Consider the following 16,250-nt stretch of genomic DNA (forward strand, 5'->3'; position numbering starts at 1 on the left):
CCCATTTCAACGCGGTACGACACATGAAGTTCCCGATTCGGATCAGATTGACGACCCGGTCCGGCGGGCATCCCGTGTGCGGAGTGGGAAAGGAGTGTTGCTCATGGTGCAGGACCAGTATGCCCAGCAGGACCCCCGATCGCAGTATCCGTCACCGGACCGTCAGCAGGGACAGCAACAGGGCCATCCGGGTACAGGTGACCGGATGGCGCCACGTCCCGACCACGGCGAGGAGTCCTACCGCGGGTGTGGCCGGCTCGTGGACCGCAAGACGGTGATCACCGGCGGTGACTCGGGCATCGGCCGGGCTGTGGCGCTGGCGTTCGCCCGTGAGGGCGCGGATGTCCTTTTGTCCTTTATGGAGCAGGAGGAGGACGACGCCAAGCAGACGGCCGATCTGATCCGGGACGCCGGCCGGCAGGCCGTGCTGGTGGCGGGCGACCTCCAGGACGAGTCGCGGTGCCGGCACGTGGCCGACCGGGCAGTGGCCGAGTTCGGCCGGATCGACGTCCTGGTGAACAACGCCGCGTATCAGATGTCCCAGGACGGCGGGCTCCTCGAGATCACGACCGAACAGTTCGACCGCGTGCTCAAGACGAACCTCTATTCGTTGTTCTGGTTGTGCAAAGCGGCCGTGCCGCACATGCCGCCGGGTGCCAGCATCGTCAACACGTCGTCCATCCAGGCGTTCCAGCCTTCGTCGCATCTGCTCGACTACGCGGTGACCAAGGCCGGGATCGTCGACTTCACCAAGGGTCTTTCCGCCGACCTGATCAGCAAGGGCATCCGCGTCAACTCAGTCGCCCCAGGTCCAGTGTGGACGCCCCTGATCCCTGCCACGATGCCTGCCGACAAAGTCGACTCGTTCGGCGCACAGACACCGTTGGGCCGTGCCGCCCAACCGGCCGAGCTCGCACCGGCCTATGTGTACTTCGCCTCCCAGGAGTCAAGCTACGTCACTGGCGAGGTACTGGGAGTAACCGGCGGCAAGCCGCTCACGTGACAGCTGGCGTCCGCCAGTGGCCGATGTCGCGACCGTCACCCTTGTGCAAGGATTTTGCACCTGCACATAATATGCAATAAGAACGGACTGTGTCTGGTCGGCTCCTTCCGGGACGGGCCGGTTCTGGCTACGGTACCCCCGTACCGTATTAGTGCGTTCCGGAAGGTGACGATGACCGCGCCGACACGAGCTCCTCTGCTGGCCAGACTTCTTGTCTGCGGTGGCGGGATCATGAGCCTCGCCAACTCGATCACGATTCCCTTCCTGGCGATCTATCTCGGCCGTGAGCTGGGGCTCGGTCCGGCGACCATCGGGTTGCTCATCGGTTCGTCGGTGTTCTTCTCGATCCTGGCCGGGTTCCTCGGCGGCACGCTGTCGGACATCTTCGGCCGGGCGCCGGTCCTGCTGCTGTCGCTGTCAGGCGCCGTCCTTGCGCTGATCGGGTTCTCGCTCGCCCGGGACGTGGCCGTGATCTTCGCGGCCAACGCGGTGATGGCCTTGTCGACGAGTTCGTTCAGCCCGGTCGCCAAGGCGCTGCTCAGTGATCTGCTTCCGGCCGCCGACCGGGTCCGCTGGTTCTCCTACCAGTACCTGGTCATCAACATCGGTTACGCGGCCGGCCCGCTGTTGGGCGTGTACGCCGGGCTGTCCGGGGGCCGGTCCGCGTTCCTGGTCGCCGCCGCGGGTTACGGGGTCTACCTCGCCGTGATGGCCGTGGTCATCCGGGTGACGCGGCCGGTTGCTTCCACCGAGCAGGCCGAGACCACCGGCGTGGTCAACCGGTTCCTCGGCAGCGTGCGCGCGGTGGGCTCGGACGTGCGGCTGTTGTGCTTCCTCGTCGCGGGGTTGCTTCTCGAGGCCGTGCATCTACGCGTGTCGGCATTGCTTGCGCAGGACCTCGACCTCAGTTTCACCGACGGCGCTGAGATCCTCGCCGCGGTGATGACGGCCAACGCTGTCACCGTGGTGGTCTTCCAGCTGTTCGCGTCCAGGATCGTGCTCAGGTTCGATCCGGTCACCGCGATCGTCATCGGAGGTGTGCTGCTGTTCGCGGGTATGGCCGGGTTCGCGTTCGCGCCGTCGCTATGGTGGTTCGTGGCGGCCATGGTGGTGTTCAGTATCGGCGAGACTTTCATCGTGCCCTCGGAATTCGCGATCATCGACCGCATCGCGCCGGAAGCCCGCCGGGGCAGCTACTTCGGCGCGCAGAGCTTCTCGCAGCTCGGCGGGTTCGTCGGCCCCTATCTCGGCGGGCTGCTGCTGGCCGGCTGGAACGGTACGGTCATGTTCCTGGGCGTCGGCTCGCTCGCGCTGCTGAGCGTCACGTTCTACCTGATCGTCGGCCGGCGGGTCACCGGCCTGATGCAGCGCCCGGCCAAGCGGGAAGCAGTGAAATCATCATGACTGAGCGTGAGTTTCCCCAGGTGAACCTGGCCAGTGAACGACTGCTGCTGCGTCCGTTCCGGGCGCAGGACGCGGCCGACGTGCATGCGGTGTGGCAGGACGAGGCCTACCTGCGCTTCGCACCCGCCGGGCACGCCGCAGCCGGGGCCGACCTGCAACTGGCCGTCGAGTGGTGTTCGGGCGGACCGATCTTCGCCGTCGAGCGCAGCGCGGACGGGCGGCTGGTCGGCCATGTCACGCTGTTCGGCACCGACTGGACCAGGATGGTCACCGAGATCCACTACTGGACGGCGCCCTGGGGACGAGGCAGTGGCTACGCCGCCGAGTCGGTGCGGACCGTGGCCCGATGGGCGCTGATTACTCAGGGCATTGCTCGCATTGCCCTGATGGCAGTGGTCGGCAACATCGCGTCGATCCGAGTGGCCGAGGCAGCGGGATTCCGTTTCGAAGGCGTCCAGCGCAACGCTGCCATGACTCGGTCCGGCCGAGGTGATCTCGCGGGCTACAGCCTGATCCCGGCCGACCTCGAAGGATAGTCGCGACCAGCCTGAGGGTGCGGGCCGCGAGTCCGAGCTTGTCCGAGATCGTCCGACTTCCTTGCGCCGCCGATCGCGCCGGGCCAACGTGTGCGGTGTCCTTGTTGATCATCGGGAAGGAATGGACATGAGGCGATTCGCACAGCTGGCAGGCGAGCGGCTGGTCGGGTTGGTGCTGCCGAGGGTGGAGGCCGGTGCGTGCGTGCCAGAGCACGGCCAGTGTTGCAGGAGGGGTTACCGCTTCAACTGCAACGGCATTTGCTCGTCCAGGAGCAGCAGCTGCAGGTGACCTGAGTGCCGGCGGGGGCATGCCCCGCCGGCGCCATTTTGTCCACAGTAGACGTTTGGGGGAATCGATGGCTCTGCTCACGACCGCCGTTGTGCTGCTCACCGTTGTGGTCGCGCTGCACCTGCTGTTCACCTTCGGGCTGGTCTCCAGAATCCACGAACTGCAACAGCAGGGTGCCCAGGTCCGTGACTCGAACCTGCCGCAGCCTGGCACGGTCATTCCCGCGTTCTCGGTCGCCGACACCAATGGCATCACGTTCACGCAGGCGGATCTCGACGGCCCGATGCAGGTCGGCTTCTTCTCGGTCGGCTGTGGGCCGTGCCGGACCCTCAGCGACGCCCTGCTGGCCGACCCGCCGGCGGCACGTTTCGTGTCCATTGTGGATGGAGATCCGTCGGATGCCGGCGCGACCGCACGGTTGGCCGACAAGCTCAGCGGCCTCGGGCGGGTCGCGGTTGTCGATGTCGACGACCCCGTGCTGTCCGCGTTCGGAGTCATCGCGTTCCCGACGCTTCTGCACACACATGGCGGCGTGGTGACTGCTTCCGGTTCCAAGCTCAGCCACTTCACCGACCAGCCGTCGCCGGTGGCATGACCCGGTCCGTTCGCCGAGCGGCGGCCTCGGCGCTCGCGCTTCCCTTTTCAGCCACACCGTTTGTCGCCACCGTCACTGTTGCGCTCACGGTGTTCGCCGGTGCCGCGCCGGCAACCGGGGCCTGGCTGACGATGCTGCTTGTCGACGAGCTCACGTCCGGCGCTGCGAGCACGGGCCGTGCGGCGTTCCTCGCCATCGCGTCGGCTGTTGTCGGCGGGCTGACCATCGCGCTGCTCTACCTCGGCGGTCACCTTGCCGAGGTCGTCCAGCAACGGGTCACGCTGACCGTGGAGAGCAGGCTGTTCCGCCGGATCGCGACATTGCCGGGTCTCGGCCACATCGAGGATCCCGCGTTCCACGACCGGTTGCGGCTCGCTGAACAGGCGGCGCAGGAAGCACCCGGCACGATCTCGCAGTTCACTCAGGAGCTGATCCGCTCCGTGGTGCTGCTCGCCAGCTTCGCGGGCGCGTTGCTCGTGGTGTGGCCGCCGATGACGTTGCTGTTGCTCGCATCGGTAGTGACCGCCGTGCTCGCCAGACTGGCGATCGCGCGCCGCGAGGCGGCCACGGAGGAGGCGTGGGTGGCGACGGACCGACGCCGCCTGTTCTACCGCGCGCTGCTCACCGATGTGCGTGCCGCCAAAGAGATCCGGCTGTTCGGCCTCGGCTCACTGTTGCACACCAGGATGGTCGATTCGCTGGCAACGGTCTCCAGCGCACGGCTGTCCGCGGCACGTCGCGGTATGCTGGTGCAGAGCGGGCTCGCGCTGCTGAGCGCGACCGTGACCGGCGCAGGGACGGTTGTGGTCGCGGTGGGTGTCGTCACCGGTCGATCGTCGGTCGGTGATCTCGTACTGTTTCTCGGCGCGGTGGCGGGCGTACAGACCGGACTGTCCGGTGTGGTGGTTCAACTGGGCGAGACCGGCCGCGCGGTGCGGCTGTTCGGTCATTACCTCGACGTCCTCGACACCGACGACGACCTGCCTGTGGGCACGGGCACGCCAGTCCGACCGGCGACGATCGAACTGCGGGACGTGTGGTTCCGATACGGCGACGACGGTCCGTGGGTGCTACGCGGCGTGAACCTGACCATCCCCGCTGGTGCGGCCGTCGGCATCGTCGGCGTCAACGGAGCGGGCAAGAGCACGCTCGTGAAGTTGCTGTGCCGGTTCTACGACCCGCAGCGGGGCACGATCACGTGGGGCGGCACGGACATCCGTGAGCTGGACATCGCTGCGTTGCGCGAACGGATCGGTGTGGTGTTCCAGGAGTTCATGACGTACGACCTGACCGCGGCGGAGAACATCGGCATCGGGCAGCTCCAGCAGCTGAACGACCGGTCCCGGATCGTCGCCGCGGCCGAAGCGGCACGCGTCGCTGAGACGGTGGCAGCGCTGCCGAACGGATACGACACCGTACTGTCCAGGACGTTCGCGGACGAGGAGCAGACGGGCGTGACGCTGTCCGGCGGGCAATGGCAGCGGATTGCACTCGCACGGTGCCTGATGCGCACCGACGCGGAGCTGATGGTGCTCGATGAACCGACCTCAGGCCTCGACGCCGAAGGGGAGCACCGCGTGCACGCCACCCTGCGCGAGCACGCTGAGGGGCGCACCCGTCTGCTGATCTCACACCGGCTGTCCGCACTGCGTGGCGCCGAGAAGATCGTCACGCTCGTCGACGGCCGGATCGCCGAGCAGGGCAGTCATGACGAACTGATGAACGCCGGAGGCGAGTACGCCCGCCTGTTCAGCCTGCAGGCGGACGGCTACCAGGACGCGAGGGTGCGCTGATGTGGTGGATCAGAGTGATCGTGCAGGGCAACAGCATGTCGCCCACCTTGCGGGACGGTCAGCGACTGCTGGCACGCCGATTGCGCCGGGACCCACGCCGCAGCGAAGTGATCGTGTTCCGCGTGCAGGACGACCAGCTCGCGCACCGAATCAAGCGAGTGGCGGCCATCGCGGGCGATCCGCTGCCCGACTGGCTGACCCCGGTCCTGCCCGACGTGCCGCACGTGCCCGCCGGATACGTGGCCGTGGCGGGCGACAATCCCCGGTCGCAGGACTCCCGTCAGCTGGGGCTGGTCGACTGCCGCGACATTCTCGCGGCCGTTCCCGGCGCGTGAAGCGGGTATTCGTCCGGTCTTTGCCTGACCGCGCAGGTCCAGCGTTCCCGCCAGTTCGCGACATTCCCGCCGCCTGCCTGCACGATAGCCAGCACAGTTTCCAGCCGGGGAAACCGCCGCCCAGTCAACGCGTCATGCAACGTGCTACGCGCACATCCACTGCGGCGCGCCAACTCGCGGTACGACAACCCCGCCAACAGCCGCAGTTCGTCCAAATCGGTCGCCAGCTTCGCCCTGGCCGTATTGGTCACCAGAAACTCTCCCCATCGCGGGCGTCAATTCACGGATCGGGATGGTGTCACGCCGATCAATTGGCGCGCAAGAACATGATTCCGGCCGATTGCTGAAGGAATTCGTACATGCGCCAGTGTATTTCGAGTGTGCTTTCCCGGTTCCGCTTGCGCTGGACAGTGGGCCTATGATTGTAGGCTCATAGATCGCCGATCTGGGGGATGATCATGGGCACTGCTCGACTTCGGGGCAGACTGGTGCCCCGACTGCGTTGTGCGGCAGAAGCTGTTCAAGTCCGACGAGGTCGCGCCGCTGCTGCGCAAGAGCTACGTGGAAATTCTTATTGAGGGTGGGTTACGGCTAGGCGGGCGAAGGAACGGAAGGGGAGGCCGCCGCGGCGTTTTGGTTCCTCGGCGAGGGTGAGGTGGGGGAGGCGTTGGTGGATCTGAGGGAGCGCTGTGTGGAGTTCCATTCGGGCGAGGACCTGGCCGATGCAGTTGTGGATGCCTCGGCCGAAGGCGAGGGATGGTGGGTTGGTGCGGTCGGGGTCGAACTTCTCTGGGTCCGGGTAGACGGCGGGGTCGTGGTTGGCTGAGCCGATGAGGGCGCTGAGGCGGGTGCCTGTGGGGATTACTGTGCCGTCGTCGAGGGTTATGGGGGCGCCGGCCAGTCTTAGGGCGCCGGTGAGCAGGACTGGGGAACCGTGCCTCAGGGATTCGTCGATGAATTTTCCTGCTTGGGCCGCGTCCCCGGTCAGGCGGGGGGCTTCGTGGGGGTGTTCGATCATGTTGAGGATTCCGTCGCCGATCGCCGTTGCCGTTGTTTCGAAGCCGCCCAGCCAGATTGGGCGGATCATGGCGATCAGGTCGTCGGTGGAGAACTCGGTTGGATTCGCACGGGATTCGGCTGTCCAGACGGAGATCAGGTCGTCACCGGGGGTGCGGCGGGTTGTCAGTTCTTCGATGTAGTCGACGATCGTGTGGGTGACGCGGTCTGCCTCGGCGAGTTGTTCCTTGCTGGCGGCCGGGTTGGCGAGGACCACGGTCTGGGGGACCAGTCTGGCCAGCCATGCCCAGTCGTCGGCGGGTACGCCGAGCAGGGTGCCGATCACGTCGAGGGCCAGCGGTTCGAGGAAACCGGTTTGCAGGTCGACTGTTTCTCCGTCGCGCAGCCGCTCGGCGAGTGTGGTGAGCAGCGCCGTGCATTTCTGGGTGGTGGACTGTTGGAGGGCTCGTACGACGCGTTGGTTGAAGCCCTTGGACGCGACCTTGCGCAGGAAGGTCTGCCGGGGTGGATTGGTTGTCGGGAAGCTGCTGGTCACCATCGTGCGGGCGCGGTCGCTGATCACACCTTGGTACATCCGCTCGAACTGTTCGGGTTCGGGCGCGCGGACAGTCGGGTCGGTGAGCAGCCGCACGGTGTCGTGATAGCGGCTGACCATCACGACTCCTCTTTCCGTCCGGTGCACGGGGTCGTTCTCGCGCAGCCAGGAACACAGCTGCCAGAGGCCCGTGCCCTGGGTTTCCGGGTCGGCGAGGGCGGCGAAGATGTCCGTCTTGTTGGCGAGCATGGTGTTCCTCGGATCAGTTGAGTGTCGCGGGCAGGGATTCGATCGCGCGGACCGGCAGGGAACGCCGCCAGTGCGGTGCTTCGGCGAGCCGGAGGTCCGGAAAACGCCGGTGCAGCGCGGACAACAGAATTGTCAGCTCCATCCGGGCGAGGTTGAAGCCGAGACAGTGGTGGATACCGTGGCCGAAGGTCAGGCTCTTGGATGTGTCGCGGGACGGGTCGAAACGGTCCGGGTCGGGGAAGACCGCGGGATCCCGGTTGGCCGGCGCCAGCATGGTTCGCACCTCGCTGCCCCGCGGGATCGGCACGCCACTGAGCTCGACATCCTCAGCGGTGTAGCGGGGAACGCCGGAGACCATCGAGGGTGACTCGTACCGGAGTGATTCGTCGACGAACTTCGCGGCATCGTCGCGAAGCCAGTGTGTCTGGCCGGGGTGGCGGGTGATGTGGTTGATGCCGTTGCTGATCGCCGCGGCGGTGGTCGCCAGCCCGCCGGCGAGCATTCCCCAGAGCATGCTGATCAACTCGTCGTGCGTGAACCGGTCGGCGTCCTCGGCGTGCGAAAGTGCCCACGCCGTCGCGAGGTCCTCCTTCGGGTCCCGGCTGCGCCGGGCGAGCAGGTCGATCATGTACTGCTCGATCGCCTCGTTCTCCTTGTCGGCCAAGGCGAGAACTTCCTCGGACGCTCCGGGAGCGATCGCGCCCAGCACCGTGGGCACCTTGCCGAACAGCCATGTCCGGTCCTGCTCGGGAAAGCCCATCAGGTCCGAGATCACGCGCACAGGCAGCGGCACCGACAACGCGCCGTGCAGGTCGACGACCTCACCGTCGCGTAAAGGTTCCTCGACGGCACACAGCAATTCGTCGCAGATCTGCTCGGTCGCCGCCCGCAGCGCGTCCATACGCCTGCGGGTGAAGTCCCGGCTGAGCAGCCGGCGCAATCTGGTGTGCCCCGGCGGGTTGTGCATGGTCATTGTCTTGGTCAGCAACCACACCGAGCGATGCCGCGCCGCCTTGGCGTGCATGTCCGGGAGCTGGTTCTCGTCCGGCATCCGGAACGGGCCGCCGAGTTGTACGGCCATACAGTCGGCGTGCCTGGTGAGCAGATAAGCACCGGACTTGGCCTGGTGCACAGGGTGGTTCTCTCGGACCCAGCTGAGGTACGGGTAGGGATCGGCGATGGTGTCCTCGTCGAGCACACGAGCCAGGACGTCCGGAACTGTCATCCGTTTCCCCTGGTCGGCTGGACCACCATGGGCAGCGCGGGGCCGAAGCCCAGTGCGGGGCCGCGGGTGGTGAACTTCGCCACCGTGCCACCGATGTGGCGCAACGTCCAGCGGCGCAGCAGGGTCGCCAGGATCGTCCGCATCTCCAGCATCGCGAGGTCGGCGCCGAGACACCGCCGTGTGCCACCGCCGAACGGCAGGTAGTGATGCGCGGAAAGGCGGTTGCCGAGGAACCGGGTGGGATCGAATCTGTGCGGATCGGGAAAGCTGTCCGGCTGGCTGTGTGCGAGGTAGATGCACGGAGTCAGGCGTGTTCCCGCGGCCATGCGCTGACCGAGAACGGTGATTTCCCGCGTGAGCACCCGGTTTCCGGCGACCATCGCGGGCGGGGAGATGCGCAGAGTCTCTTGGCACACAGCTTCCAGCAGCGGGAACGTAGCGTCTCCGGCCGCCAACTCGTCCCGGATGTCGGCAAGCAATCGGTCGTCCCGCGCGATCCAGTACAAGGCGGAAGTCGTCGCGGACGCCGTCGTCTCATGCCCGGCGAAAAGCATGGACAGCACCTGGTCGACGAGCTCGTCTTCACCGAGGTGGCCAAGTGGTGGCTGCCCGGACACGAGCAGACCGATCAGCCCTGTGCCGTCGGATTCCTTTGCCGCGTCGAGGATTTCCTGACGCAGAAGGTCCCGCTCGCTCAGGAAGGTCCGCCAGGGCGAAGGAAATCCGGTCGGTGGTCGGAAGTGCCGGTAGACCAGGGCCCGCTGTCTGCCGCCCAGCGCGCTGTGCGTCCAGTCGGTGAAACGGGTCAGCAGCGGCTGGTCGATCCGGCCGAAGATGATCAACGAGATGATCCGCAGTGTCAGCGCCCGTGTCCATTCCGGGACGTCTATCACCGTCCCGGGCCGCAGTAGGTCGACCGTGGATTCGGTGACGCTTCTGATGGTTTCGTACTGGCTGGCGAGCTCCCGGCCGCGTAGCCGGCTGCCGATCACCTTGCGGTACGCGACGTGACGCGGACCGTTGGCGAACAACAGCGAATGGCGCCCGACCAGTGGTTCCAGCGTGCTGGAGCCGTCGAGCCGCATGTACCGTTCGGACCGGAAGATCTGGCCGAGTGCCTCCGGCTGCCACACCAGCACCTTGCGCCGGGGGAACGGGCACAGCTCGGCGAGCTTGTCCGGACGTGTCCGCTGACTGTCCAGAAACGACAGTGGATGAAAGGCGAAGCTCAGCTCCCGCAACGTCATTTGGCCACCTCGGACATCAGCGCCACGTCGCTGCGGATGGCGGCGAGATGCAGGGCCGCCAGTCCCGCGGCCCGGACGACGGCGATGGGTGTGTAGAGATCCTTGTCGTGCCACAGAGGCGGGTGTGACGCGGTGTCGCCCATCCTGCGCAGGAAGTCCCGGCCGCGAGCGGCAGCCACGGCGGCCGCGTCATCACTCCAGGGAGCCGTGCTGTGCAACAACAGTTGGACGGCGTAGGACGTCTCCTCGACCGTGCCCTCCCAACGGCCCCAGGAACCGTCGGCGCGTTGCGTTGCCAATGTCCAGGAGATTGCCGTCGCGATCGCCTCGTACGCTGTAGGCCCGCCGAACCTTGCCAGCGCGACGGTGCAGCACATTGTCGCGTAGTAGTCGGATGCGTGCCACTTGTCCTGCCAGCTCCCGTCGGATCGCTGGTGGGCGAGCAGCCAGGCGGAGACCTTGCGGATACCGGCCTTCAGCCGGTCCGGGCGCTCGGGGGCGAGCAGCAGGTGCAGCCCGTACGCGTCGAGGACGTGCGCGTTGGTGCTGATCGAAGGGGTTTGTTCGCCTGGGAAACAACAAAAGTAGCCGTCCAGCTCGTAGTCGTGCAACGAGTCGATCGGGCCGGGGAACCCAAGCCTCGCCAGCGCGTAGAGCACTGCGGCGGTGTCGTCGGCGTCCGCTGGAAGGCCGGAACCCGCTCCGAGGCCGTACTCGGTGAGTCCGGCCCGCATGCTTGCGGGGATATTGTCCGGGACGGCCGTGTTGATGTTCGCGTCGGCCAGCATCGCGGTCACCCAGGCGCGTTCGAAGAACTCGATCGACGTGACGCCGGGGACGGCTCCGCCGTGCCGGGCCTGCAACTCCTCCAGGAACTCGCGTGATCGCCGATGCCGGATACCCGGGCCCGTCCAGGTTGCGGTGGCGGCCGGGGAACCGCACACCACGCCGCCTTCCGGGCGGATGAACGGCGCCTGCCGGGCGTGGTCGTCGAAGACTTCCAGTGAGTGCCAGGTCTTCTCCGGGATGATATGTCCATTGCGGACAGCAGCCTGCAGTTTCGCCGCTACTGTCCCGTCCAGATTGGAGGGAAGGTTGAGCCGGGCTGTGACCCATGAATCCAGTCCTGCCATCGGTTTGGTGCGCAACTCGCCCAAGTGCTGGTTGAGCCGCGCGACCAGCCACGGCACGATCAGCTCAACGGCGATGGTGTCGGGTATCGGGTCCGGCCGGTGCCTGCCGAGCCGCCCGGCCAGCGCTCGCAGGCCACCCGTGGTCGCCCGGATCACAGCGCCGAGATCAAGGTCGCAAATGGGCTCCGGCTGGCGCATCGCGGTCAGCAACGCCTCGGTGGCGCTCAGCGTGGGCACGACGTCGTACCCGTCGGGCGATCCCCAGTCGCCGCCGGGATTCTGGGCTGAGAGCAGGAAACGTACCCGTGCGGAGTGCCCGGCCAACCATGGCGCGCCGCTCACCAGACGTGCGGTTTCGTAGACCGACGGCGAGATCTGGCCCGCGCTGTCGTCGGACACCACGGACAACAGGTCCGTGATTGCCTGGCTGTCGTGGTCGGTCCATCGGGCGTTGTCGCTCATCGAGTCGGCCTCCCAGCGGGTTCAAGGACATGCCCTGGGCGCACGGTAGGGGCGAACGAGCCGTGGTGGCGCTGAGTGGCGAGGTTCGTGGCCGATGTATCCGCCGGGTGACCGCCTGGCTGTGCCCGAATGTCCATATCACCGGCGCATCAGGCCAGGTCCGGGTGCGCGTAACGGCGGCCGATCGCCGCATGCAGCGTTACGTGTGCGGGATTTGCACCCCTGCAGGTGTTACAACCGTCTTTACCTCAGACGGTTGGCGTCAGCACACTGCGTACACGGCCTGGCCCGTCAGGACCCGGGCACCACCTTCGAAGGATCGTCCGATGGCAATCGTGAAGATGGCGGCACAGGAGCATTCGCAAGTCGAGCATGTCACACGGGACGATCGGGTTCGAATCGGTCAGGCGATCCACGATCTGATCGGCCACAAACTCAGCGTCATGGTGTTGCACGCCACGGCACTCGAGTTGGCCGGTGGTGCGGCCGCCGAGCGGGCCGCGGCCATCCGGGAGACCGGCTGCGCGGCGATAGCCGGGCTCCGTGACATCGTCGAGTCACTGTGCGACGACTCGGCAATCGAACCGACGGTGTTCAGCGTGCGGGTGGCCATCGACACTCTCATCGAAGCGTCCCGCAATGCCGGATTGCCGGTGGACTACGACTTCGACGAGCGGGCGGACGGGCTGGACGCGGATCTCGGCGAGGTCGTTTTCTGTGTGGTGCGTGAGGCATTGACGAACGTGCACAAGCACGCCGGCCTGGTCCGGACCAGAACGTCGGTCAGCATGTCCCGGCGCCGTGTCCGGGTCGAAGTGGTCAACCACCCGCCCGCCGCGCCCTCGGTGATGTCCATCGGCGGTTCCCGCCGTGGTCTGCGAGGTATGCGCAAACTGGTGGAACGGCACAACGGCCGTCTGGCGTACGCGAACACACCCGACGGTGGTTTCCGGATCCGCGCGGAACTGCCGGTACACAGCACGGATCACGTCTCGGAGAGGGGAGCCATCTGATGATCACTGTCGGGATCGTGGACGACGAAGCGCTTGTCCGCGGCGGGATCCGGGGCGTGCTGGAGCACGTGACCGATATCCAGGTGATCGGTGAGGCGGGCAACGGTGCCACGGCGGTCGAACTGGTGCGGGCGCACCGGCCGAACGTGCTCGTGATGGACATCAGGATGCCCGGTGTCGACGGGCTTTCGGCCACCGAGCACATCCGCAGGCTCGCTCCGGCGACCGCGGTCGTCCTGCTGACGGCCATGGCCACCGAGAACCAGATCCATCGTGGCCTGCGCGCCGGGGCCGCCGGATTCCTGCTCAAGGAAGGCGATCCGCGCGATCTCGTCACCGCCATCCGTGCGGTGGCCGCGGGTGAGGCTGTGCTGTCTCCCGCGGTCACCCGCCGCGTGCTGGACCGTGTCGTCGAGATCGACCTTGAACCGCTGGACCGGGCACGGGCCCTGGTCGGGACGCTCACCTCCCGGGAACGCGAGGTCCTCGGCCTGGTCGCGGCCGGGCTGGGCAACCTGCAGATCGCCCGCCGGCTGTATCTCAGCGAAGGCGCGATCAAGGCACATGTCAGCAGGCTGCTCGCCAAACTGTCGTGCGACAACCGTGTCCAGGCCGCGATCGTCGCGCACGACGCACGGCTGGCGGTGTCACCCGGGGCCGAGGTGGTCCCGGGCCCATTTCGTAATGTCAGACCGAGATCCCAGACCGACCTTGTCGCGAATCCCCTGTAGCCGATAGGCGACGGCCCGGATGCTGATGCCAAGTCGTTCCGCCACAGTGCGATTGGTGTGCCCGGCGGCCACCAGCAACGCGACCGCACGCTCCGCGTCGTCGAGAAGGTCCGCCTGGTCCTGGTTGCCCGGACCGACCTGGCGCAGCGCGTACGAAATGGCGTTGTCCCGGCCGATCGGTTCCGCGGCCCGCACGATCTGTTCGGCCACAACGGGATCCAGGGCCTGGTGAACCGCTGCCATGGCGGCGTCGACCTGCCGGCGCCAGGCGGGCTCGGTGTGCAGCCGCTTGCCCCGGATGCCCTGGGCCATGGCGAACAACCTGAGCGCGTGCTCGTGCCGGCCACGACGGGTGGCGACCAGGCCGAGCCCGTCCAGCGTGAACGGCACCTCCAGCGAGCTGGTCGGCGCGGCCCGCAACGCGTCGCAGAAGTACCTTTCGGCCTCCTCCACGTCGTCGCGTGCCAGCGCGATCGTCGCAGCGGTGTGCATCGCCAGACTGAGCCCGTGGATGGCAGGTGGTGCCCGGAACGCGGGCAGTACCCGGTTCATCAGCTCGTTGGCGCGATCGACATCGCCCTGTGACAGCACGGTCCACGCGAGGCGTTCGATCACCATGGCGACCGCTGCGGGCTCGTCGATCGTGTTCGCGAGCTCCTCACATCTGATGAACCGCCGCTCGGCCGACTCGAACCGTTGGGCCGCCACCTCCAGACAGCCGATCACGTACAGGGTGCTGATCAGCGAGCGGGGATCGTCGAGCGAGTGCGCGATGACCGAAGCCTCGTCGAGCATGCCGAACGCTTCCTGCACGTCGCCCTGCAACGCGGCGAGATAACCGGCGTAGGCCAGCATCAGGCACCGGATCGGGACCGGGCACGTGGCACGTTCGAGCGCGGAACGCAGCAGCTTACGGCCTTCGGTGAGATGGCCACGCTGCATCCAGCATCGGATCACCCCGACCGTCAGCAGTCCGTGCCGGTCGTCGTTGGTGCTCTGCGCCCACTGCATGGCCGTGAGCACGTTGTCCAGCAGGCTCTCCAGCCGGCTTTGGGTCTGCAGGGGGAACCAGACCGGTTGCCGGATCAGCGGTTCGGCCAGCTCGCTCAGCCAGCTCACCAGCCGTTCGTGCACCGCGTCGGACTCGCCCGCCGCGTTCAGCCGTTGCCGCGCGAACAGCCGGATCGACTCCAGCATCCGGTAGCGCCGTGCCCCGGCGACCGGCGTGAGCAGGGACGTGCTCTGCAGCCGCGACACCAGGCCCAATATCGCTTCCGGCACGAGGTCCACGTCCTGGCACACGGCTGTCACGGTTTCCAGGTCGAACGAGCCGAGCAGGACCGACAGCCGCCGGAACACCACACGTTCGTCCGGAGTGAGCAGCTCGTAGCTCCATTGGATGGCCTCGCGCAGGCTGCGCTGCCGCATGCCGCCGGTTCTGCCGCTGATGGTGAGCAGCTCGAACCGGCTGGCCAGCCGGCTGCGGATACTCGCGACCGGCAGCGTCGGGATCCAGCGGGCGGCCAGCTCGATCGCCAGCGGGCTGCCGTCGAGTTCCGAGCACACCGCGGCCACATCCGCGGCATTGTCCGCAGTGAGCTCGAAGTCCTGTGCGTGTTCGCGTGCCCGGGCCGTGAACAGCCGGATCGCGTCGCTGCGCGCCAGGTCGGTCGTGCTGGTCCCCGGACCTGATGGTGGCAGGGGCAACCCTTCGACCCGGAACACGATCTCGCCCGCGATGCCCAGCGGTTCCCGGCTCGTCGCGATCACCCGGAGCCCTCGGCACCTGCTCAAGGCCGTGTCGACGAAGCGTGCGCTCGCGTCGATGAGGTGCTCGCAGTTGTCCAGCAGAAGGATTCGCTGAACCCCGCGCAGAGCTTTGAAAATCGTCTCGGCGATCGGCTGGTCGGACTGCTCGCGGATCTCCAGCGCCGCGGCCACCGACTGCGTGACCAGCCCTTCGTCGCGCAACACGTCCAGCTCGACCAACGCGGCCTGCGCGGGGGAAGGGGCGGGCAGGCGGTCGGCGAACTCGATGGCCAGCCGGGTCTTGCCCACGCCGGCCGGGCCGGTGAGGGTGATCAGCCGGTGGCGGTGGAAAAGGTCGCGCAGCCGTTCCAGTTCCCGTTCGCGGCCGATGAACCGGTCGAGCCGGGCAGGCAATGTCCTGGCCGTTTCGGGGCCCGCGGGCGGTTTCGGCCTGCCGGCCTTGCTCGTTTGGCCGGCGGCGTGGGCACGCATTCGATAAGCCCGCTGCCGGCATGCGCTTGAGCAATAGCGTGTTCTCGGCGACGGGGGCAGGGCGGCGCCGCAGACCGGACAACTGGTGGTTGCGGTCGGCATGTTTCGCATCGTTCTATCACTGTCAAAGGTGGACAAGACTCTCCGGCGTCCGGCTTTCGAGAAAGTTGGTTTCGCAAACCGGCGGCGAATACCCCGGCTATTGCGGGCCGAAAGTTTCGGCTACGAGGGGAAAGATCCGCTCATGGGGAGAAAAACCGCGTGCCGCGTTCACGCGCGAAGCCGGCGAACGAGCGCCGGACGTGGTCGGCTGCGGATGGGTCTGGTGCACAGCGGCTCCGATCTCGGGCGGGGAAACCGAACGATCCCTCGAAACCACAGGCTATTTTCGCGCCCCGGGTCCGGCCAGTAGCCGATCGGACACAGTTGGTCTAGACCATTA

At 67.0% G+C, this 16,250-nt stretch carries 14 protein-coding genes; 8 read left to right on the forward strand and 6 right to left on the reverse strand.

The window, feature by feature from the left end; genetic code table 11:
- Window positions 1–103 precede the first annotated feature (103 nt).
- The 6 genes from JOF56_RS34905 (at window position 104) to JOF56_RS34930 (ending at window position 5,955) form a co-directional block, all read left to right on the forward strand.
- Entirely contained in the window at window positions 104–1,003 is a 900-nt protein-coding gene (locus JOF56_RS34905) for an SDR family oxidoreductase (protein WP_209643702.1), read from the forward strand.
- 171 nt (window positions 1,004–1,174) lie between these two features.
- Entirely contained in the window at window positions 1,175–2,407 is a 1,233-nt protein-coding gene (locus JOF56_RS34910; protein WP_209643703.1) for an MFS transporter, read from the forward strand.
- Window positions 2,404–2,943, forward strand: coding sequence for a GNAT family N-acetyltransferase (locus JOF56_RS34915; RefSeq protein WP_209643704.1), 540 nt, complete (start codon window positions 2,404–2,406; stop codon window positions 2,941–2,943). Before JOF56_RS34910 ends, JOF56_RS34915 begins: the two co-directional genes overlap by 4 nt.
- A gap of 356 nt (window positions 2,944–3,299) precedes the next feature.
- Window positions 3,300–3,827: a TlpA family protein disulfide reductase gene (locus JOF56_RS34920; RefSeq protein WP_209643705.1), complete on the forward strand. Its 528-nt coding sequence runs from the start codon at window positions 3,300–3,302 to the stop codon at window positions 3,825–3,827.
- Entirely contained in the window at window positions 3,824–5,620 is a 1,797-nt protein-coding gene (locus tag JOF56_RS34925) for an ABC transporter ATP-binding protein (protein ID WP_209643706.1), read from the forward strand. Before JOF56_RS34920 ends, JOF56_RS34925 begins: the two co-directional genes overlap by 4 nt.
- Complete coding sequence (locus JOF56_RS34930; RefSeq protein WP_209643707.1) at window positions 5,620–5,955, forward strand: S26 family signal peptidase; 336 nt, start codon at window positions 5,620–5,622, stop codon at window positions 5,953–5,955. Before JOF56_RS34925 ends, JOF56_RS34930 begins: the two co-directional genes overlap by 1 nt.
- Here the strand turns inward: JOF56_RS34930 and JOF56_RS60825 are convergent.
- The 5 genes from JOF56_RS60825 to JOF56_RS34955 all read right to left on the reverse strand — a co-directional run bounded on the left by JOF56_RS60825 (window position 5,901) and on the right by JOF56_RS34955 (window position 11,823).
- On the reverse strand, window positions 5,901–6,206 hold the full coding sequence (locus JOF56_RS60825) for a helix-turn-helix domain-containing protein (RefSeq protein WP_209643708.1): 306 nt from the start codon (window positions 6,204–6,206) through the stop codon (window positions 5,901–5,903). The two genes, JOF56_RS34930 and JOF56_RS60825, sit on opposite strands and share 55 nt — an antisense overlap.
- 320 nt (window positions 6,207–6,526) lie before the next feature.
- On the reverse strand, window positions 6,527–7,756 hold the full coding sequence (locus JOF56_RS34940) for a cytochrome P450 (RefSeq protein WP_209643709.1): 1,230 nt from the start codon (window positions 7,754–7,756) through the stop codon (window positions 6,527–6,529).
- A 13-nt stretch (window positions 7,757–7,769) separates the two neighbouring features.
- Window positions 7,770–8,981: a cytochrome P450 gene (locus JOF56_RS34945; protein ID WP_209643710.1), complete on the reverse strand. Its 1,212-nt coding sequence runs from the start codon at window positions 8,979–8,981 to the stop codon at window positions 7,770–7,772.
- Entirely contained in the window at window positions 8,978–10,228 is a 1,251-nt protein-coding gene (locus tag JOF56_RS34950; protein WP_209643711.1) for a cytochrome P450, read from the reverse strand. Before JOF56_RS34950 ends, JOF56_RS34945 begins: the two co-directional genes overlap by 4 nt.
- Window positions 10,225–11,823: a prenyltransferase/squalene oxidase repeat-containing protein gene (locus JOF56_RS34955; RefSeq protein WP_209643712.1), complete on the reverse strand. Its 1,599-nt coding sequence runs from the start codon at window positions 11,821–11,823 to the stop codon at window positions 10,225–10,227. Before JOF56_RS34955 ends, JOF56_RS34950 begins: the two co-directional genes overlap by 4 nt.
- Before the next feature lie 326 nt (window positions 11,824–12,149).
- On the opposite strand from JOF56_RS34955, the gene JOF56_RS34960 reads away from it, so the two are divergent.
- Entirely contained in the window at window positions 12,150–12,836 is a 687-nt protein-coding gene (locus JOF56_RS34960; RefSeq protein ID WP_209643713.1) for a sensor histidine kinase, read from the forward strand.
- Window positions 12,836–13,567, forward strand: a complete 732-nt coding sequence (locus JOF56_RS34965) for a response regulator (protein ID WP_209643714.1) — start codon at window positions 12,836–12,838, stop codon at window positions 13,565–13,567. Before JOF56_RS34960 ends, JOF56_RS34965 begins: the two co-directional genes overlap by 1 nt.
- Here JOF56_RS34965 and JOF56_RS34970 read toward each other — a convergent pair.
- Window positions 13,484–15,808, reverse strand: coding sequence for an ATP-binding protein (locus JOF56_RS34970; protein ID WP_209643715.1), 2,325 nt, complete (start codon window positions 15,806–15,808; stop codon window positions 13,484–13,486). The two genes, JOF56_RS34965 and JOF56_RS34970, sit on opposite strands and share 84 nt — an antisense overlap.
- Between the last annotated feature and the right edge of the window lie 442 nt (window positions 15,809–16,250).

This window comes from Kibdelosporangium banguiense (assembly GCF_017876405.1).
Classification (GTDB): Bacteria; Actinomycetota; Actinomycetes; order Mycobacteriales; family Pseudonocardiaceae; genus Kibdelosporangium; species Kibdelosporangium banguiense.